This window comes from Pseudomonas sp. OTU750018 (assembly GCF_011636575.1).
GTDB classification, from domain to species: domain Bacteria; phylum Pseudomonadota; class Gammaproteobacteria; order Pseudomonadales; family Pseudomonadaceae; genus Aquipseudomonas; species Aquipseudomonas peli.
Map to the genome: position 1 here is coordinate 432,911 of NZ_JAAPAU010000001.1, position 20,146 is coordinate 453,056.

General features: G+C 58.7%; 14 protein-coding genes. All 14 read right to left on the reverse strand.

Annotation, left to right across the window (positions count from 1 at the left end):
* Nucleotides 1-179: 179 nt before the first annotated feature.
* The 14 genes from HCI85_RS02210 to rfbF all read right to left on the reverse strand — a co-directional run bounded on the left by HCI85_RS02210 (nucleotide 180) and on the right by rfbF (nucleotide 20,134).
* The gene (locus tag HCI85_RS02210; RefSeq protein ID WP_241693714.1) at nucleotides 180-5,228 is read right to left on the reverse strand and encodes a glycosyltransferase; all 5,049 of its coding nucleotides are present in this window, start codon (nucleotides 5,226-5,228) and stop codon (nucleotides 180-182) included.
* A 113-nt stretch (nucleotides 5,229-5,341) separates the two neighbouring features.
* Entirely contained in the window at nucleotides 5,342-6,412 is a 1,071-nt protein-coding gene (locus HCI85_RS02215; protein ID WP_160085047.1) for an NAD-dependent epimerase/dehydratase family protein, read from the reverse strand.
* Between the two features lies 1 nt (nucleotide 6,413).
* The gene (locus HCI85_RS02220) at nucleotides 6,414-7,283 is read right to left on the reverse strand and encodes a class I SAM-dependent methyltransferase (RefSeq protein WP_160085048.1); all 870 of its coding nucleotides are present in this window, start codon (nucleotides 7,281-7,283) and stop codon (nucleotides 6,414-6,416) included.
* Nucleotides 7,277-8,107 carry an SDR family oxidoreductase gene (locus HCI85_RS02225; protein ID WP_167141539.1) on the reverse strand — a complete coding sequence of 277 codons (831 nt, stop codon included), beginning with the start codon at nucleotides 8,105-8,107 and terminating at the stop codon, nucleotides 7,277-7,279. Before HCI85_RS02225 ends, HCI85_RS02220 begins: the two co-directional genes overlap by 7 nt.
* Nucleotides 8,100-9,155: a Gfo/Idh/MocA family protein gene (locus HCI85_RS02230; protein WP_167141541.1), complete on the reverse strand. Its 1,056-nt coding sequence runs from the start codon at nucleotides 9,153-9,155 to the stop codon at nucleotides 8,100-8,102. The genes HCI85_RS02225 and HCI85_RS02230 overlap by 8 nt, the downstream gene beginning before the upstream one ends.
* Nucleotides 9,152-10,033, reverse strand: a complete 882-nt coding sequence (locus HCI85_RS02235) for a sugar phosphate isomerase/epimerase family protein (RefSeq protein ID WP_167141543.1) — start codon at nucleotides 10,031-10,033, stop codon at nucleotides 9,152-9,154. The genes HCI85_RS02230 and HCI85_RS02235 overlap by 4 nt, the downstream gene beginning before the upstream one ends.
* Nucleotides 10,034-10,035: 2 nt before the next feature.
* Nucleotides 10,036-11,826: a thiamine pyrophosphate-binding protein gene (locus HCI85_RS02240; protein WP_167141545.1), complete on the reverse strand. Its 1,791-nt coding sequence runs from the start codon at nucleotides 11,824-11,826 to the stop codon at nucleotides 10,036-10,038.
* Between the two features lie 5 nt (nucleotides 11,827-11,831).
* Nucleotides 11,832-13,028, reverse strand: a complete 1,197-nt coding sequence (locus HCI85_RS02245) for an FkbM family methyltransferase (protein WP_167141547.1) — start codon at nucleotides 13,026-13,028, stop codon at nucleotides 11,832-11,834.
* Nucleotides 13,021-14,934 (reverse strand): N-acetylneuraminate synthase family protein, encoded by a 1,914-nt coding sequence (locus HCI85_RS02250; RefSeq protein ID WP_167141549.1) that lies wholly within the window; start codon nucleotides 14,932-14,934, stop codon nucleotides 13,021-13,023. The genes HCI85_RS02245 and HCI85_RS02250 overlap by 8 nt, the downstream gene beginning before the upstream one ends.
* The gene (locus tag HCI85_RS02255) at nucleotides 14,931-16,295 is read right to left on the reverse strand and encodes a GHMP family kinase ATP-binding protein (RefSeq protein ID WP_167141551.1); all 1,365 of its coding nucleotides are present in this window, start codon (nucleotides 16,293-16,295) and stop codon (nucleotides 14,931-14,933) included. Before HCI85_RS02255 ends, HCI85_RS02250 begins: the two co-directional genes overlap by 4 nt.
* Nucleotides 16,295-16,987: a sugar phosphate nucleotidyltransferase gene (locus HCI85_RS02260; protein ID WP_167141554.1), complete on the reverse strand. Its 693-nt coding sequence runs from the start codon at nucleotides 16,985-16,987 to the stop codon at nucleotides 16,295-16,297. The genes HCI85_RS02255 and HCI85_RS02260 overlap by 1 nt, the downstream gene beginning before the upstream one ends.
* Entirely contained in the window at nucleotides 16,987-18,312 is a 1,326-nt protein-coding gene (rfbH, locus tag HCI85_RS02265) for a lipopolysaccharide biosynthesis protein RfbH (protein ID WP_167141556.1), read from the reverse strand. Before rfbH ends, HCI85_RS02260 begins: the two co-directional genes overlap by 1 nt.
* Nucleotides 18,309-19,373, reverse strand: a complete 1,065-nt coding sequence (rfbG, locus tag HCI85_RS02270) for a CDP-glucose 4,6-dehydratase (RefSeq protein WP_167141558.1) — start codon at nucleotides 19,371-19,373, stop codon at nucleotides 18,309-18,311. The genes rfbH and rfbG overlap by 4 nt, the downstream gene beginning before the upstream one ends.
* Entirely contained in the window at nucleotides 19,364-20,134 is a 771-nt protein-coding gene (gene rfbF, locus HCI85_RS02275; protein WP_167141560.1) for a glucose-1-phosphate cytidylyltransferase, read from the reverse strand. The genes rfbG and rfbF overlap by 10 nt, the downstream gene beginning before the upstream one ends.
* Between the last annotated feature and the right edge of the window lie 12 nt (nucleotides 20,135-20,146).

Consider the following 20,146-nt stretch of genomic DNA (forward strand, 5'->3'; position numbering starts at 1 on the left):
TTAGGAACAGCTTTAGCAACTCGTTCTATTTTTTTTTCCGCAGATAGAACAATTACTTAAGTGGCAACACCGAGAAAAATTTGGTATCTGCCGACATCCCGACGGCAAATACCAAATTTTTTCACACACCAAAACAGCTTTATTAATGCATCACACAAACCGACAACATGTTGTCGGCATCAATCGGGCAACCATGAAGCTCTCCAAGCCTCAATATTTGCCCTATCCAGCATCCAGCCATCCTGTACCTGACGACGTAGCTCATCGCCCATCCTGGCACTCGCCTCCAGATCACTGATGTGCATACGAATGGCGTCGACCCAATCCTTGAAACGGTTTTTCACCCGAGTTACCGGCAATGCGCCCTGGTAGCACACCAAGTCACTGCAAACCACCGGGAAACCACACGCGCCGTACTCAAGAAGACGCAGGTTGCTTTTGCATTCGTTGAACAGGTTCTGCTCGACTGGTGCCAAAGCCAGATCCAGATCCAGCCGGGCCAATGCGGCTGGGTACAGATCAATTGCAACGCCGGCATGCAACTCCTGTACATAAGGGCGAATTCGGTCCGGGCACATCCCCATAAACACCCATTCGACTTCACCTGCCAGCTCTTTGACCACGTCAGTGATCAGTTCAAGATCACCGGTATGACTGACACCACCCGCCCAACCAACGCGAGGTTTCCTGCCGCGTTGCCGCTTGGATGAGAGCCCGCTCCACCAATCCACCGGCAAGCGGTTCTCAACCACCCGAATGTCCCCATGCAAGCCGGCAAAGGCCTCAGCCAACGGCGCAGTGGATACCGTGAAGCGGTCAACAAAGCTCAGCCCCTTGCGCAGCGACTTAAGTATGTCTTTTGGCATCTGCGGACGATGCACGCTTTTGAGTGGCAGGTTGGGCAGGTAATCGTCCAACTCATAAATGGTGAAAGCGCGCGAGAACTTTTTGATCCGCCGCATCGCATCCAGCCGCTCATCACCTATTTGTCGTTGCAGCACAATCACGTCAGGATCAAGACGTTCCAGATCCGGCACCTGCAACAGCCCAATAGACATCATGCCATCAACCATTCCGTGCTCTTTAAGCGCCGAGAACGGTTTGATCACACGGTAGTTACCGCAGCCAAAGGGGTCCGCCGGATGCGCCAGTACCACTGGCAGTGGGCGCCAACTTAGTGGACGCCAGGTCAAACCGGCGTCAGCTTCTAAATCAAAACCGCGCCCGCTTAGCGCCAGATTACGGTTGTAAGCAGGATCACGTGCAATATCGGGCAGGTGACGCTCGTAGAGAGCATCCTGCTCAGCCACGTCAGCCTCTTGGTATACATGGTCATGCATTAACACCGCATGAGCAGCCCATACGGTCAGGTAACCCGCTGAACGCACCCGAAGGCAGAAATCGACATCACGGTAGGCACTCAGCGTGGTATCCAACCCGCCGACTTGATGATAGATCTCAGCGCGGACCATCAGGCAGGCATCGCTGACGGCGCTGTAGTTCTGATCGACCTGCAGACGCTGGAGGTAACCCGCGCTGTCCATTGCCTCACCGGCAAAAGCACGACCTGCAGGACCGCGCAGCCCGAGCAGCAAGCCAGCTTGATCAATACGCCCATCACCGCTCAGCAGTTTGCCGCCGACGACACCGACTTCAGGACGCTGCGCATGATTGAGCAACTCGTCCAGCCAACTGTCACTCACCGCGACCGCCTCACCAGACAACAACAGCAAGTACTCGCCTTGAGCTGCCAGGGCAGCCTGATGCTGGGCCTGGGTAATATCCGCAGCTGCAACAACCCGGAGCCGGGCATCTGCCAGATCAGCAATACCCTGCAGCCACACCTGAGTATCCGCATCCATCGCTTGATGGGCGCCGAACAGGATCTCGTAATGCCCGTAGCGGGTTTTCTCGAGCACACTGTCCAGGCAACGCTGTAGACAGACAAGGGACGTGTCGACCGCAATAATGATCGATACCAGCGGTGTATTCGAATGGCCGTAATCAATGCGATAACGCGCAGGCAACCCCGGAACAACCCGAGCCTGATAGCCACGCTGAGCTAGATGACGCTCAATAACGCGCCGCTCATCCGGGTTATCCTGCAGCGCAGGCGCATCCGTGATCAGCAGTGGTTCATCGACATGCCCGAGACCAACCAACCCTTCCTGCTCGATGAGCCGGGTCAACAGCTCGAACTCAAATGCCTCGGGAAACTCGGCGTCGAAGGCACCGGCAGCGAGGAACATATCTCGGCGATACAGCCAATGACGCGCCATGACCAGCGGGAAACTGAGCAGTAGATCGAGGTTGAACCCTGGCAGAAAGGCGCCACCCAGGCTGCCATCAGGCAAGCGCTGCAATTGGTCACCATAAATTGCACGGCACTCCGGGTTTGCCGCCAGCTCGAGCCCGGCGACCATCAGGCCACTGGGGGTGAACTCATCGCCGGCGTGGGCCAGCATGAACCAGGCAAAATCGCTCTCATTCACTACGCGGTTAATCTGAGACGCCAGGGTTTCATCGCTCAGTCGAACGAAGTGCAACTTATCCGCCGCAGAGGTTTTCGGTACATCAGCGCTACTGGTCAGTACCACGATCTTCAGAGTGGCATACAGGCAGCGCTCGCCGATCAGGCTCTTTAGGGTTTGCATCAAAGGCGGCGATTGCCCTTCAAGATCAAGCACGATGATGCCGATTAGCGGGCCGCCATTTTGATCCTGAAGGTATTCATTAATCAGGCGATTTTCCGTCTCGGTCGGAATACGCTCCGACAGCCAACGCTGCAGAGTAGGTATTTTGGGGCGTACTTCAACCGATACGCCCAGACGCTGCAGCATATCCCCACGTTCATGCGTCAATACCTCACTGCCAGAGCCGGGATAACGCTGATATAGCAGTTGATAAAGCGCCGGGAAGTTCTTCCGCTCCCGGCCCAGCATGTGATCGTCACTAGTACTCTGCTCACGCGTATGTACTTCACTGGTCACAACCGGCACATGGACAAAGGGGTAGCGCGTGGCCAGACGAAGGAGCATGTCCCAGTCTTCGAACGCAGCCAGCCCAGTATCAAATTCGCCGACTTCACCTAGCATGCTGCGCGGGTGCGCCCAGGTATTGACCGGGATGTAGTTCTGCGTAAACAGACGGTCGCGATCAAACACCTCGTGCTTGAACGGCTGGCCACGGCCTAGTTCGATGCGCTGGCCGTTCTCTAGCTTTTCGTTAACGTACTCGACGCCGGTATAGATAACGCTGCCCGGATGCTGTTCAAAGGCCTCAGCCAGCACGGTCAGGTGATTGGGCAGGTATATATCGTCGTCGTCGAGATAGACGACATAGCGTCCGCGCGCCTGTTTGAGACCGGCGTTACGCGCGGCCGATAGGCCCTGATTGCGCCCCTGACGGATATAGGTGATGGGGAAGTCGTAGACCGCCAGCAGGTGCTCAACCGGCTCCCCATTATCGTTGATCAGGATGACTTCAAAATCGCGCAGGGTCTGGCTGCCGACACTGGCCAAGGCGTCCTTGAGCAGATCGGGGCGGTTGTAGGTGGTGAGGATGATGGAGAACAGAGCGCGCTCGCCAAGCGCGGCCAGTGCTTCGAGCCGCACACACAGAGACTGCACGCGCGCACCCAACGGCGAATGCTTTTCATTGGGGTACTGGCCAAGCCGTCCGCGAAGATGCGCCGCGACATCCAGTTCTCGCCCGCTTAACTGACGTTCGGCGCCGCGCTCGAATACACCCTCGACAATGAGAATGTGGTCTTCGAGTGGAGCGGTGGAGGCATAAAACTCCGTGGAATGTTGTTCGGAGTGGACACGATACCCAACACCCGGAATATGAGTGAATATGAAATCCGGGTTACGCTCCGCTAGCTGTACGGCCATATCCCAGTCACCGGCTCCCTTCAGCCTGGGATTCCAAGACCAGCCTGACAACAACGCCTGACGCCTAATGATGGTGGCAGAAGGCGTGATGTAGTTGTCGTATACCAATAAATCAGCGACTTCGTTTCGGTCACCCACATAATCCGTGAGCCGGTGCCCCGGATGGCGTGGCGAAGCCAATGGTGCGGCCTGGTCGTCGATGTAATTTACAGGCGCGTAGCCAAGCGCAGACTCAGGGTGTTCCTGCAACAACGGCAACAATCGAAGAAAATGACCGCTGAGCAATATGTCATCGGCCATGAGTACTGTCATGAATTGCCCGGTCGCAATACGCATCCCATTGAGTACATTGTGACTCGGGCCAATATTCCGACGGTTGCGCATGAAGCGAACTCGCGGATCAGTCGCAAAAGACTTCATCACCTCGGATGTCTCGTCTGAGGAGGCGTTATCCAGGACCAGAACCTCTAGAGACTGGACGCCCTGAGACAAAACCGAAGCGACGGTCTGCCCAACGAAACGTCCATAGTTGTATGAAGGGATGATGACACTGATCAATGGAGTGCCTCCCCTGACCTGAATCGCATCAGCGGCAACAGCCGCCGTCAGAGCATTGATCCAGGCGTCAATGGAGTATGGATAGCTATCCGAACTCGCCCAAAAGTGCCGCATCGCCTCCACCATCGCGCGATAATCCTCAGGCGCCATGGTGTCGAGAAACAACTCAAGCGTATCGCGATCAGGAAAGCGCCTGCCGTCCACATAGCTGTTTTCCGGGATCCAGACAGGCACCGGCCAGTCCGCCACGTGCACAGGCACCATGCCATTACGCAAACAATCCAGCCAACAATCGGACAGCCAGCCCGAGACGCGCTCAGCGCCCTCGCAATAGGCGAAATGCGCTTTGCTGACATCATCTATGCCCTCTCGGCCATAAACGGCTACCTGTTCGGTAGCGAATGGACGCGACGCGGGCTGCTCAGCCATCTCAATAGACGGGTTCAGACAAATCTGGCGCTCGTCGCTGAGGGGGTTGCAGCCCGGCATGAAGATGCGTGCAAAGTGGTGCTCATAAACTGCTTCACAGCGCTGTCCGGCATCCAGCAACAACAGGTAACGACGTAGCGGCGACTCGAAACAGACTTTCGGTTCAGATTCACGAGTGAGCACGACCTGTAACAAAGCGTCGAAGCCCTGTGTATCAACGGCCTGCAAAGGCTCGAACAACAAACCATTGGCATCGCCGTATTCGCGCAATTGCGACCAAGGCAATAGCTCACTGAGCCTCTGCCAGTCTTTTTCGTTGAGCAGGGATATCCGCTGTGGATCACCCACTGAGCTACCAGCGACGCCAATCCGCCAAGGCGCCCCAGGACACCGTCCGCCTGCTATGCCTGCCCACTCCATTACGCTTACCTCTTCATATCCCTGCCATCCGGCAAGGCTTATCAATCTACGGTCGATTCACCATAACCATGGGCTCGAGCCCATGCAGCCATGCTGTCTATGGACGCATCCAACGACGTCCACACGTCTAATCCCAGACCACGTGCTCGACTGACATCAGGCACGTAGAACGATCGTCCGCAAGTGTCAGCATTGCCCAGAATCTTTATCGACTTGTCTGGCGCGATTCTGGCCACCACACGCCTTGCCAGGTCAGCGATGCTGATGGCCTGGTCGGAACCCACGTTATAGACCTGCCCTGACTGGCCGCGCAGCAATAGAACCAATAGCCAGCAAGCCAAGTCGGCTCCATGCAGGTAGCTACGCACGGCCTGCCCAGCAGACTTCAGAACGATTGCATCGGCACACAATGCATCGCGGACAAAATTGCCGATTGCAAAGTGCCCATCGAGCGGCAGCCCCGGACCAGAAAATGCGAAACAACGTGCCATGACTACATCAAGTCCATGATCCTTTGCATAAATCGCTCCCAGTACTTCCTGGGCACGCTTGGCCTCGCCATAGGCACTACTGACGCATGAGCTTTCACAAGCCCCCGAATAGTCCTCGCCCACTAGCTGAGAAGCAGACATGACACCGTACTGGGCGCCTGAACCAATGAGTAGAATGCGATCCACGCCACTTTGCGCCCCCAGCTCAAGCACCCTCCGTGCCCCGCCGATGATGCTATCGAAAAGTTCCAAGGGGCGTGCATGCGCCGCAGCGGAAGTATCAGCTGCGGCATGCAAGATCATATCCGGCGCTCTTTGCATGGGTATCTGCAGGTCACGCACGTCCCCCTGCTCCCAGTGCAGCCAAGGTAAGTCACGAAAATACGGCTGTAGTGCGAGAAAGCGCGACGGATTGCGCGACAACGCTGAGACATCGACCCGCATCCCCTGCCCATTGAGCTGCGCCAGGAGAGCCAATAACCACCGCCCAAAGAACCCGGTGGCGCCGGTGAGCAGCAAGTGTTTACCGTCTAACGCCTCGTGCAGACCGAGAGTTTCAGGAATGTTTTGCAGATCAGCACGGATCTGTGCCGAATCAGGTGAAAAGGCTAACTCTTGCATTTCAGGCGCGCCTCGCCAGTACACCGATCACCTGGCTTTGCCGCCACCCCAGCTCCACCGTCAGCAAATGGCTATCGACCAGTACCAATTCCGCACTCTCGAGCAGGCAATGCAAAGCCTGTGGGGTGAAGAAATTGATATGTTCATGCCAATGACGTTTGAGAGCGGCAAGGCCCAGGCTACCTGGATGCCCACGCATGAGAGCTTCATACGGCACTTCCAGATAAACCAGTGTCTGTTCATCCAACGCGGGAAGAATCTGCTTGATCAAGGCCAATGGAAACGGTACGTGCTCCAGTACCTGACTGCAGACGACCAAGTCGTAACACCCTGCAGCGAGTTGCGAAGCGCTTATCCGTTCAACACCCGGCATGAGCTCTACCGAAGAAATATCGTGAACATATAACGCGTTGCTCTGCTGAAGAAAGGGCGTGTTCGACCCACTACCGCCGCCCCAGTCAAGCACGATTGGGCGCTCGGGCAAGTGCGGAGCCAGCCATGACTCAACATCACCGATGTAAGCCTCACGTTGATGATAGTGGCTGGCAATAACGGCATAACCCGGCTCGTAATGATCACGTTGGCGGGTATACGCCTCGTCCCGATAGCCATGGTATAGAGCCGCCATTTGCTCATCGGTAAAGCGATAATCGAGAAACAACACTCCGCAATGCTGGCACTGTAAAGAGTTGCATAGGGTATAGGCCATGCCCGGTCGTAAATCGCGCAAGCCCCACTCCTCGGTTATCTCCACGGGCTCGTGACCAAAAACCCGGTGCGCGACGAAGGGCATCAACACCGCTGGCGAACGCTGCAGCTGATTGCCACCACAGCAAATGCAATGCCGGGCGATCAACTCGCAACTCACCATGTGCTACGTCCTCCATCCATCACCAGATTGGCGCCGTTCATGTAGGTGGACGCATCGGAGCAGAGGAAGGCGATGGCGCCCCGGTACTCGTCGGCCTCGGCCATGCGGCCCAGCGGGATCAGTTGCGTCAGTTTGCTGACGAACACATCGTTCTGCCCGGCGTAGACGCCACCAGGCGAGAGCGCATTGCAACGCACGCCCTGTTCGCACCAGTAGGTGGCCAGGTACTTGGTCAAACCAATCAGTCCATGTTTGACCACCGAGTAAGTCACCGGCTTGACCGGCTGCTGCTCGGCCTCACGTCCATCCACCCGGTACAGCCGTTGATCCGGCGCGATGACGCCCAGGTCGGAGGCGATATTGACGATCACCCCACGCCCCTGCCGCGCCATCTGCGCACCGAAGACCTTGGCGCAGTTAAATGCACCACCCAGCCCGACGTTGAGGTCGAGTTGCCATTGCTCCCAGGGGAAGTGCTCCAGACGGGAGAAGTCCTTATCGCCGGCACTCTCCACCTTGGGGTTGCGTGCGGCATTGTTGATCAGGATGTCCACCCGCCCATACTCGGCCAAGAGCTGCTGCCCAACGGTCTCAAGTGCCTGCAGCTCGGTGATGTCGACCACGTAGCTCGGAGCCTGGCAGCCAGTTTCTTCGGCCAGCCTAGCGGCATTAGCGGCCAGGGCTTCGGCGTTGATATCCAGCAGCACCGGGATGCCGCCAAGCCCGGCGATGGTCGCGGCATGCTGGTACCCCAGCAGGCCGGCACCACCCGTAATGACGGCCACGCGACCGTCCAGACGGAACAGGCTTTCTACGCTAGCCATGCACGTTCACCTCGCTCAGCGCCACTTCCCTGCCCTCCTTAAGCGAGCGCAAAGCAGCCAACGCCAGGCGCAGGCTCTGCAGGCCATCGTGCAGGCTCACCTGCGGAGTAGCCGAGCCGTTCACGCATTCGAGGAAATGCCGCGCCTGAGCCAAGAACATATCGTTGCGCACGAAACCGGGGAAGTCGTTTTCCTCGCTCAACTCGCCCTCGGCGCCGTAAACCCGCAAGCGGTTGGCCAGCAGGTCGATCTCGGCGTAGCCGGCGTCGCCGACGATCTTGAAGCAGCGCACCGGCGGGCGCTGCAGGTAATCCTGATGCAGCAGGATGGGGAAGCTGCCCATGGCGTTGTCACAGCGCATCAGTGACGAGGCGGTGTCCTCGACGTCGATATCCAGGTGGCTGAGCTGGCCGCCATGGGTGACGATGCTGCGCGGCAGGCCGAAGAACCAGTAGATCAGGTCCATTTCGTGAATCTGCGACAGAACCACACCGCCGCCCTGATCGGCGCGCGCAGCGTACATCTGCCGGTAGTCCTCATAGCGGTGCCAGTTAGGCAGGTACTCGCCGATCTCCGAACGCACGCTCAGCAGACGACCGAAGAAACCGCTCTCGAGCAGCGCCTTGAGGCGCTGTAAACCGGGGTGGAAGCGGAAGTTGTAGCCGACATGGAACGGCAGACGGCGCTGCTCCACCTCGGCCAGCAACTGGTCGATGCCGGCAAGATCGCTGGCCAGCGGTTTTTCCATGAATACCGGCACCCCCGCTCGCACGCACTCGAGCGCCACCGGAACATGCAGCGAATTAGGGTTACAGATGAAGGCGGCAGCCGGCTTTTCGGCCAGCGCCCCGGCCAGGTCGTGATGCACGACGATGGCATAGTCGCGTTCGAGGTCGGCGCCTTCGTCGACGGTCAGGTTGTCGCGCAGCTTGATGCGCTGACCACGCACACGATAGGCATGCACCTGCAGCTCATCACCGAGCAGTTGACGCAGGTTGCGCAAGTGGCGCTGACCAATGCCGCCCAGGCCACAGAACAGAATCTTCACGATGTCTTTCTCTCGTTGAGGGCTGTACCGCGCAGCCAGTCGGCCGCCAGCGCTGCCATGCTGGCGAGCCAGCGCGGTTCGTCACCGGCCTCGCCACGGGCGACCTGCAGGACGAAGTCGCCGCGGTAGTCGTACTGGATCAGTTGCTCGCGCAAGCTGGGAAAGTCGGTATCGCCCTGCCCCAACGGTACGGTCGTGGCACCCAGGCGGCGATCCTTGATGTGCACGCTGCCGACGCGCGCGCCATAGGCAGCGAATTCATCCGCCGGGCGATAGCCCAGCGAGGCGCTGTTGCCAGCATCGTAGTTGACCTTGACCAGCGGGTGATCGAGCAGGTCGAGCAGCTCACGAAACGCCTGCGGCGCCAAGTCGGTTTCCAGGTGCAGTTCAACGCCATGGCGCTCGGCCTGCGGCAACACCTGGCGCAGATCAGCCACCACCTGATCGCGCTCAGTCTCATCACGGATGCGCGAAGCGTCGACGAAAGGCAATACCACGCGCCCCACACCCATTTCCGGGCAGATGCTCAGCAGCCAGTGCAGGCGCTCGAGCAGTTCGGCGTTCTCGGCCTGACTGCAACGCAACAGCGGACGATCCATGAAATAGTCGGCGCAGATCGACACCACGGCGACCCCGTGCTGGGCGAGCAAGCCACGGAGCTCCTCACGCCCTTCGGCCGTTTCCAGCGGGTTGGCGCCTTCGCCGAATAGGTCATAAATCCATTCGATACCGCGCAGGCCGATCTCGGCGGCGCGAGCGATTTCCAGGCGCCAGCCCTGACGCGGGAAGGACTGGAAGCGCCCCGCCTCCGGCGCGCCCAGGCGGCCCTGCATGGTGTAAAGACCGGCGTCGGCGTATTGGCTCAGGTAATCACTCATCTTCAGTCGTCCACCAACGGAATCAGCATGTTGGCGCGCAACTCGTCGCGTTCCAAGAAGGGGAAGAGGTCTTCCAGCGGGCTGGAAACCATGGCGCCGTTCTGGCCGATCTTCGAGGTGATGCGCGGGCCGATGGCCTGGTCGGACTCGACCATCACCTCGCACAGTACCGGGCCTTCCAGCGCCAGTGCCTCATCAATGGCCTGACGCAGGTTGGCCTTGCCGTCGATGCGCCGTACCGGCAGGCCGAAGGCTGCAGCCAGGGCGGAAATGTCCGGCAGGGTCAGCCCGGAGTCCGGGTCGCAACCGATGGTCTGCTTGAAGTAGCCACCCTGCGAAGCGCGGATCGAGGCATAGCCATTGTTGTTGAGCACGAAGTATTTGATTGGCAGGCGCAGGCGGCGCACCACCTCCAGCTCCTGGATGTTCATCACGAAACCGCCGTCGCCATCCACCGAGATGGTGCGTCTACTGCCGCTGCCCAGGCAGCCGCCAATGGAGGCCGGCAGGCCATAGCCCATCGAGCCCAGCCCACCAGTCGCCACCGCGCGCTGACCGCGCTTGAGGCGCACCGACAGCCAGAAGGTGTCCAATGCGGCGCCGGAACTGCCGGGGATAATCTGATCGCCTTCGGCCATGGCCTCAGACAGAGTTTCGCTGAACACGTAGGTGTTCACATAGTCGCTGGGCTTGCGGTACTCGGGCAACACGACCGGGTATGCAGCCTTCCAAGCCTGGCAACGATCGCGCCAGCTCTGGCAATCCAGCGCCTGCGAGCCGTTGGCGGCAAGAAGTTGCTGCATGAACACGCGCGCATCGCAGACGAAGCGCTCGTCAGGCATGTCGCCCAGTTTGGCAATTTCTGCCGGATCAATGTCCACCACCACGATCTCGGCCTGACGCGCGAAGTGGCTGCGATTGAAGCCGGTAATGGAAAAATCCATGCGGCAACCGATGGCCAAAACCAGGTCGGCGTTCTGCACGCTGAAATTGGCGCCACGCTGCGCCACAGTGCCACAGCGGCCGACGTAAAGTGGGTGTTCGTATTCGAGCAGATCCGCGCCGATCCAGGTGGTCAGCGTCGGCAGTCCCAGCGTCTCGATCAGCTCGCGCATGGCGATTTCGCCGCCGGCAGCATGCACGCCATTGCCCACTAGCAGCACAGGGCGTTTGGCCTGACGCAGGCGTTGCACCAGTCTGTGCACGGCGGCTTCGTCCGGCACTGGCGACTGTTCATCCGCTTCAGGGGTAAAGCCGACCAACTGCTCCGGCGCGATCTCGGTAGCCTGCACATCCAGCGGCACATCGAGCCATACCGGGCCCTTGCGCCCGTTGAGCATCAAGTGCAGCGCCTTCTCCAGCTCATAGCGCACCCGCAGCGGATCGAGCAGGCACACCGCATACTTGGTCAGTGGCGTGACCACACTGACGATATCCAGCTCCTGGGTGCCGAGCTGACGCAGGCCGCTGTCACCCTTGAGGTCGGCACGCTTGACCTGTCCGGAAACGAACAGCGCCGGTGTCGACTCGAACCAGGCACCAGCCAGGCCGGTTATGGCATTGGTCGCGCCGGGGCCGGAAGTGACCAGGCAGGCACCGAATTTACCGCTGGTACGCGCATAGCCTTCGGCGGCGATCGCGGCGCCCTGCTCGTGGAGCATGCTCACGGCAGTCAGACGTGGTTGACGCAGCAAGGCGTTGTTGAGGTGCATGGCCCCGCCACCCGGCAGGAAGAACACATGCCCGACGCCCTGGTTGGCGATGAATTCGAAGATGTAATCGGCAACGCGCATGGGAATTACTCGGCAGCGGAATGCAGGGGAAGTCGGTTATGGGGAACGGCATAGAGCACCAGATCCCAGCCCTCGGCCAGATGCGGGCCAAGACGGAAGTGGTAGCCAGGTTGATAGGCGTGAAGTTGCAGCAAGATCGTCCATAGGTGGTTCTGCTCGTGGTAGACGCACACCGCAATCAGCGGCTGTCGCTCACTGATCAGCTTGCGTCCCCCTTCGAGACATTGCGGCTCGAAACCTTCGATATCGATTTTGATGAATGTGGGCGGTACGATGCGTCCGCAAAGCGTATCCAGTGTGGTCACCGTGACCCGCTCGCTACCACTGCCCACGCGCGCGGCCGGACCGCCCTGAGCCTCGATCAGCACCTCGCCACAAGCATCGCCTACCGCCATTTGGTGAGCCTGAAAGCTGCCGTGCCCTTGCAGACGCTGCAAAGTCTTGACCAGTGCCTGGTAGTTGCTCGACGAAGGCTCAAACGAGTGAATTTCGCGAAAGGGGCGACCACTTTCCAGATAGCCCAACACCGAGTCACCGTTGAAGGCACCGATGTCGTAGACCACCTCGTCGACGTTCTCGTTGCTGAAATAGCGGTCGAAATAGATCGACTGTGGCGCAGCTGGCGGTAATAGGTCGTAATCGAGAAACAGCCGCCATTCGACGTGATCGATAAACAACTGTCGTGACTCATCGTCCCCCAGCAGACCAAATGCCGTACGAATGCGCTCGGCATCGGCCAGCACCTTCTCTGGCAAATCCAGGGAGTAATGCGGCAGGAAGCTTTGCGGGTAACGCCAGGCCAGATGGCCGAACAGAGCGATGCGCTCGAACCCTAGAGCGCGTAGCGGGTCCAGTCGGTCGACCATACGGTCGCTCGCCTCGCCACACCAGATAGTTGCGATTACACCTGGCAGTGGCCCCTGCCATTGCTGGGCCAGCGCTGCTGGTGCAAACACCGGCACCTGCTCGATCTGCGTCCCCCACAGCACGGGGTTGTTGTCGATAAAGGCCTCTGGCTTGACGCCCATTGCCTGCAGTACGGCCAACGCCTTGCGCCCCAGGTTGCCGGCACCGAAAAGGATGAATGGCTGATCCAGCCCGCCCAGCAAGCGATCCAGGGCTTGCGTCTGGCGCTCACGCACTTCATCGAGTGGCTCGGCCAGCAAACGATCAAGGCGCTGAATAAATGTTTCGCTATACATGGCTGCTGCCTCGCAATGATTGCAGGTAACGCAAAGCCGACCAGAATCCTGCGCCATGATCCTTATGCCCCTGCCAAACCTCGGGAATGAAGCTGACCTGCGGGTGCTGGCGAATCTGCGCCCAAGTGGCCGGCCAATCGATGTCGCCGGTGCCCATCAGCACGCCCTCACCGTTGGTGCCCTTGGCATCGGCCACGTGCAGGTGCGCGGAATGCGGCAGCAACAGGGCCAGCGCTTGCTGGAAGTCGAGGCCGAAGTGGAAACAGGTCATCTGCAGGTGCGACAGGTCCAGACACAGGCGCAGACCATGGTCACGCGCCTGAGCGGCCAGTTCCTCGGGCATCATGAAGATGTTCTGATGACGCTGACCACCGAAGTGCCAGGGGAACGGCGCCATGTTCTGCGGAATCAGCTCGGTGCCGGCGAAATCCACCTGACGGCAGGCCTCGTGGAAGCGCTCGTAGAGTTCCGGGCGCATGGCCAGCGGGCGCGGCTCGTCAGCGGAAAAACCACCGATGTTGGCCACGATCAAACGCGCATCTGCATTGGGGAAGAATTCGCCGATTTCCAGCGTGGCGTCCACCACCCGCCGCAGATTGTCGATCGAGCGCTGGCGATACGCAGGATCATCCGACGCCAGATCCAGCAGCTCGCTGTTCTCGAATAACTCCGGCGCATGCACCACCAGGCGCGAACAGTCGACCTCGGCGAGAAACGGCTGCGGCTTGAGGCTGAGGTCGCGGTAGGACAGGTGGAACTCGAACAGGTCCGGGCTGATCCGCCGACGGTAATCTCGGAAGTCGTGATAGCGCACCGGCACACCCCAGCGAATCGGCAGGTCGAACGCCAGCCGCTGCTCCTGAGCCTGCTCGTTCAGGTCGCTATCGAAGAGAAAATCCCCCAGAGCGATATCGCGCCCGGCCGGCTTGCCCAGTAGCTCCGGCAAACGATACGGCGGCAGACCCTGGCCAGGGCTGGCGATGCGCAGCATCGACGCTTCCATGACCGTGCCACGGGCGATGTCGCATGCAGCGATCACGCTCTTGCCGAGATTCTCGCGATTGAGCAACTCGCCCTGGCTGGCATGGCGACCCGGGCCTTGCCAGGGCAATGCCAGTTCCAGCTGACGGATGCCGTCGACCAGTTGGCGAAACTCGCTCGGCTCCAGGCTGGCGAGGTGATCCGGCCCTTCCATCCCCCTATCCAGGGTGATGTGCCGCTCCACCAGCTTGGCGCCCAGGGCAACTGCGCCGAGGGTAATGGCGATGCCACGCTCATGGCCGGAGTAGCCAACCAGATCATGCAGTTCCTGCAGCCGGCGTAAGTAGCCAAGCTGGATATCGGACTCGGGGGCCGGATAGGCGCTGTTGCAATGCAGCAGCGCGAATGGCGTACCAAGCGCATTCAACTGCTCAATGGCCCGAACGATTTCGTGCTCAAAGGACATGCCGGTAGACAGAATCAGGGGTTTGCCCAGGCTTGCGGCCTTGGCAATCAGGTAGGGGTTACACAGATCGGCCGAGGCGATCTTCAGGGCGGCGACATCAAAATCCGCCAACACGTCGACACTGGGCTCATCCCAGGGTGTGCACAGATAAATGATGCCCTTCTGTTTACAGTACTCACGCACCTCACGATGCTCTTCGACGCTCAGCTCAACCTTGTCCAGCAGGTCCTGGATGTACTCTACGCCGAGGTCTTCGGCCCTCGAGCCATCAGCCTTGCGCCGGTACAGCGCCTCACGGTTGCGCAGCTGGAACTTGACGCAGTCGGCTCCTGCATCGAGCGCTGCATCCACCAGGCGCTTGGCCAGCGCCAGCGAACCATTGTGATTGTTTCCGGCCTCGGCAATCACAAAGACGCGCTCGCCGCCCAGCGCAATACCGTCAAGAAAAATAGGAGTCATTGGATTTTTGTTCGCCATGAAGTTACGCCGCTGGATTCAAAGCGGAAGTTCTGGGTCTGACAGCCCAGTGCACGCACTGCATGCACAACCCGCTGCCGATACTGTGGCTGTACGTAGAACAGAAAGAAGCCTCCCCCACCCGCGCCAAGCAACTTGCCGCCCAATGCGCCGGCCGCTAGCGCCGCGGCGTAGATCGCATCCAGACGACCATGGCTGATCGCAGAGGAGAAGCGCTTCTTCAACTGCCAGGCTTCATCGAGACACAGGCCAAAATCACGCAGCTCGCCACGCATCAGGTAACGGTGCATACGTCGACATAGCGCCACACTGGCGCTGAGCAGCTCAGTTTGTGACGACTCGGCCTCTATCTCTTCACGTTGCAGCTCATGCAAACGCCCCGAGTCATGGGAAATACCGGTGTCACACAGCACCAGGCATGACTCCAGCTCATTGCGGATAGCTTCTTCCAAGCGAATCGGGTGAACCAGGTTGCGCTGGTTCTCGAACTCAATCAGGTTGAAGCCACCAAAGGCTGAGGCGTACTGATCCTGCCAACCACCGGCAATGCCGAAGCACAGGCGCTCGGCCTGGAAAGCGAGTTCGGCAATCTCATAAGTGTTCCAACGATCCTGGCGCAACTCATTGAACGCCGCGATGCTAGCGATGGTGGCCGCAGAAGACCCTCCCAATCCAGACCCCACTGGAAAGTCTGAACGCAGGTACAGATCAAAACCGTACTTGGGCTTGATCACCGAAACGATGGTTGCCAGCAAGCTCTTCTCTGCAGTCGACAGCAGTGCTGGCAGCGAATTGAAGTGTTCTTCACGCCCCAGATCTTCGGAAAAAATATGGATCTGTCTATCGTCACGGGGGACCAGGGTTGCGTGAGCGTAGAGCCCCACTGTGCAGCTGAGCACAGCAGCTGGGTGGTCGATAAAAAAGTAGGTCAGATCAGCACCGCCACCACAAAAACTCATCCGCACCGGAGCACGCGCACGTGCCAGTACAGGCACCTCTGCGCTGGCTGCCATCTGGCGGGTGTAGACCTCAACAAGGCGCCCTTCGGCATCCAGACCTGGCAAAGCGTTATGCCCGAGATCGAACGCTTTCAACAAGTCTTCACGCGGGGTGGTAACCGATACGCTACGAAACTCACGGTTCATACAGGCTGTGACGGGCTGATTGGTCAAGCCACCCTGCAACAGGTAACGGCGTACATCGCCATTGGTCACAACACCGAGCAGACGCATATCCGCGGCAACGACAAAGGCGATCTGCAGATTCCCGGACTCAATGCATTTGATGGCATCAAGAATCGTCTGCTGCATGTCGATCGTGAGTTCCTTGACCAGCACGCTCATCAGACGGCACTCCCGCGCAATTTAGACTTGAACGCATCCAGAGAATCAGGTGTACCTATGTCCACGAACGCTCCGCTGTACTCACATACATACAGCCTGTGCTGACGCATAAGTGACGGCAGTAGGTCATGCTCCATAGAACAACTTGTGACAGGCATATTCTCTAGCGCGCCAGCCGTAAAACCATAGACGCCGGCATTGATCAAACCAGGTCCCGCCTGACCTTTTTCCTCGAAACCAAGTACTTCGCCCAGCGCAGAGCAATCCAAACTGCCATAGCGCGAGCGATCCTCGACCTGCACGCCGACCAGAACGTCTCGCTCGCTGTCCAGTGCAAGGCGATACGCGTAGGGATCAAGGAAAGTGTCCGCGTTAAGCACCAGATAACGCCCATCAGGCGGCACTTGAAGTAAGGCGTTCAGCACAGCACCACCGGTGCCCAGCGGGGTTTCCTCGATCACCAACTGCAACGGCAAACCAGACTCTGCCTCTAACGAGGGCAACAATGCGGCCAGTTGATCAGCACGATAATGCGCGCAGAGCACACCGCGACTGACACCGGCCTCACACAATTGCGCCAGCACCAGAGCCAGGAATGGACGACCGTGAATATCCACCACGGCCTTCTGCGTGTCGTTGATCACACTGCGCAGGCGGGTGCCAAAGCCACCGCAGAGGATATAGGCATTCATCAGCCCGCCCTCAAGCCGAAGAAAGTCTCTAGACAACGCGCAGCGTGCTCCAAATGTTCCTCGCCGAGCCCAGGCCACACACCGATCCAGAAGGTGTCGTGCATCACTTTATCGGTTACCGACAACTCACCTGAGACCCTGAAATTGCGGCCTTGCATATAGGGCTGGCGCACCAGGTTACCGGCAAACAGCAGCCGTGTACCGACACCTTGCGCATCCAGATAACGCAGCAACTCAACCCGACGGATACCGCAACCATCACGCAAGGTCATGGGGTAGCCAAACCAGGAAGGGTCACTACCAGGCGTGGCCTGCGGCAGCATTAGAAAATCCTGACAGCCGGCCAGGCGCTCACTGAGCCAAGTGAAATTACGCTTGCGGGCAACGATGAAGTCATCAACGCGGTCCATCTGCGCCAACGCACAGGCAGCCTGCATATCGGTGATCTTCAGGTTGTAGCCCAAGTGTGAGTAGGTGTACTTGTGGTCATAACCCTCTGGTAAATCGCCCAACTGCCAGCAAAACCGCTTGCCACAGGTGTTGTCCTCACCTGGCGCGCAATAGCAATCACGCCCCCAGTCACGAAAGGATTCGATAATGCGTTTAAGCGCCGGGTTGTTGGTAAATACAGCACCGCCCTCACCCATGGTGATGTGGTGCGCCGGATAAAAACTGAGGGTACCGATATCACCGAACGTACCGACCATATGCCCTTGATAGGTCGACCCCAGAGCATCGCAGCAGTCCTCGATCAACCACAGGCCGTACTTATCACACAGGGCGCGAACCACACTGAGATCGAAGGGATTACCCAGCGTGTGGGCCAACATGATGGCCTTGGTTTTCGGGCTGATTGCCGCTTCGATCTTCGCCGGATCGATGTTGTAGGTCGGCAATTCAACATCCACAAAAACCGGTACCGCACCGAATTGCAAGATCGGATTGACGGTAGTCGGAAAGCCAGCCGCTACACCAATCACTTCGTCACCAGGCTTGATCGCCCGATCACCGAGACGCGGCGAGGTCAATGCGGAAAATGCCAACAGATTGGCTGATGAACCTGAGTTGGTGGTGAGGACGCAACGGCGTCCAAGGTACTTGGCCAGACGCTTCTCGAACGCCTCATTGAAGCGCCCGGTGGTCAGCCATCCATCGAGCACAGCCTCGGTCATTGACTGCAACTCACCCGCGCCAATCACTTTTCCCGATGGCGGCACCGAGTTCTGCCCCACCACAAATGGCTTAGGCGCCATCTGCAGTTCGGCATAGCGTCCGACCAACTCGGCAATCTGTTGGCGCAGCTGTTGCGCGGTGCTGTCACTCATTGAATTTCGCCTTGGTGAGCCGCGATCTGTTCGCGGGTAACGCATGCCATGTCACGCCCGTTTTGCCAGGCCAACTGCCAGTCCAGTGTGCGCTTCAGCGTCGTATCCAGTGACCAACGCGGAGCCCATCCCAGCGATTGTCTGGCCTTGCTGGAGTCCAGCGCCAGTAACCCCGCCTCATGCGGCTGGGCATCGGCAGAGGCAGACCAACGAGCCTCACCCGGCCAGAGCTCCGCAAGACGCCTCACGACCGCCTCCACTGTCGCGAGCCCGGCACTGTCTGGTCCAAAGTTCCAAGCAGCAGCATGACGTTCAGGATCAGTCAGCAGTCCTTGCGCCAGTTGTAAATACCCCATTAATGGATCAAGCACGTGCTGCCAGGGGCGAGTCGCATGGGGGTAGCGCAAAATCACTTCTCGACCTTGCTGCCAAGCGCTGAAGATATCGGGGATCAAGCGCTCCGCAGACCAGTCACCACCACCCAGGACATTGCCCGCACGAGTAGTTGCCAAGGCAACACCTGAGGCCCTAAGGAAGGAGTTTCGGTAACTGGCGCACAGCACTTCAACACATGCCTTGCTGCTGCTATACGGATCAAAACCTCCGAGAGCATCTTGCTCCCGATAAGGCCATGGCCACTCGCGATTCTCGTAACATTTGTCAGTGGTCACCACCACAACAGCGCGTACAGAATCAGTAGAGCGAATGGCCTCCAGCAGGTTGAGCGTACCCATGACATTGGTGGCATAAGTCTCCGCTGGCGCTCGGTAAGACTCACGTACCAAGGGTTGCGCAGCCAAGTGCAGAACCAGTTCAGGCTGAAACTCCAGCAACGCATCACTCAACCTGGCGGCATCACGAATATCCGCAAACTCACCCGTGATCTGCTGATCCAGTTGCGCCACCTGCCACAGCGACGGTGTGGTAGCCGCGGGCAAGGCAAAACCACGCAGATCAGCCCCGAGCTGACGCAACCACAGTGCCAGCCAGCCACCCTTGAAGCCGGTATGCCCAGTCAGCAGGACTTTACGCCCTCTCCAGAAGTCCGGGCTCACCGCCATAGCTGCCACTCCGCCTCACCGCTTTTCCAGCGATCTTCCAAGAACACCCGATCACGCAGAGTGTCCATCGGCTGCCAGAAACCACGATGCAGGTGACTCATCAGCTGTCCTTCGCTGGCCAGCGCACGCATGGGTTCAAACTCCCAGGTCGTGGCGTCATCCTCGATATAGTCGATGACCGCCGGCTCCAGTACAAAAAAACCGCCGTTTATCCAACCACCATCACCCAGCGGCTTCTCCTGAAACCCACTGACCACCTGCCCTTGGACATCAAGTGCACCGTAGCGACCTGGTGGCTGTACTGCGGTAACAGTGGCCAATTTGCCATGCTGTTTGTGGAAAGCGATCAGTGCTGGGATGTCGATATCTGAGACCCCATCACCGTAGGTAAAGCAAAAGGCCTCATCACCCAGGTAATCGCGTACACGCTTAAGACGACCGCCTGTACCGGTTGATTCACCCGTATCAACCAGCGTTACGCGCCACGGTTCAGCGTGACGCTGATGGATGTGCATACGGTTTTCGCCCATGTCAAAAGTGACATCCGACATGTGCAGGAAGTAGTTGGCAAAATATTCCTTGATTACATAGCCCTTGTAGCCCAGGCAAATAACGAAATCATTGATGCCATAGTGGGAGTAGATTTTCATGATGTGCCAAATGATCGGCTTGCCACCAATTTCGATCATGGGCTTTGGCTTGAGGTGGGACTCCTCACTGATGCGAGTGCCCAACCCACCAGCCAAAATCACTGCCTTCATTATTCAAACCTC

Bases quoted from the DNA above. Each gene is read 5' to 3' on its own strand.
- HCI85_RS02215 (WP_160085047.1), bottom strand. From the start codon at position 6,412: ATGCAAGAGTTAGCCTTTTCACCTGATTCGGCACAGATCCGTGCTGAT.
- HCI85_RS02240 (WP_167141545.1), bottom strand. From the start codon at position 11,826: ATGCGCGTTGCCGATTACATCTTCGAATTCATCGCCAACCAGGGCGTC.
- rfbG (WP_167141558.1), bottom strand. From the start codon at position 19,373: ATGGCGGTGAGCCCGGACTTCTGGAGAGGGCGTAAAGTCCTGCTGACT.
- HCI85_RS02235 (WP_167141543.1), bottom strand. From the start codon at position 10,033: ATGAGTGATTACCTGAGCCAATACGCCGACGCCGGTCTTTACACCATG.
- HCI85_RS02245 (WP_167141547.1), bottom strand. From the start codon at position 13,028: ATGTATAGCGAAACATTTATTCAGCGCCTTGATCGTTTGCTGGCCGAG.
- HCI85_RS02225 (WP_167141539.1), bottom strand. From the start codon at position 8,107: ATGGCTAGCGTAGAAAGCCTGTTCCGTCTGGACGGTCGCGTGGCCGTC.
- rfbF (WP_167141560.1), bottom strand. From the start codon at position 20,134: ATGAAGGCAGTGATTTTGGCTGGTGGGTTGGGCACTCGCATCAGTGAG.
- HCI85_RS02250 (WP_167141549.1), bottom strand. From the start codon at position 14,934: ATGACTCCTATTTTTCTTGACGGTATTGCGCTGGGCGGCGAGCGCGTC.
- rfbH (WP_167141556.1), bottom strand. From the start codon at position 18,312: ATGAGTGACAGCACCGCGCAACAGCTGCGCCAACAGATTGCCGAGTTG.
- HCI85_RS02220 (WP_160085048.1), bottom strand. From the start codon at position 7,283: ATGGTGAGTTGCGAGTTGATCGCCCGGCATTGCATTTGCTGTGGTGGC.
- HCI85_RS02255 (WP_167141551.1), bottom strand. From the start codon at position 16,295: ATGAGCGTGCTGGTCAAGGAACTCACGATCGACATGCAGCAGACGATT.
- HCI85_RS02260 (WP_167141554.1), bottom strand. From the start codon at position 16,987: ATGAATGCCTATATCCTCTGCGGTGGCTTTGGCACCCGCCTGCGCAGT.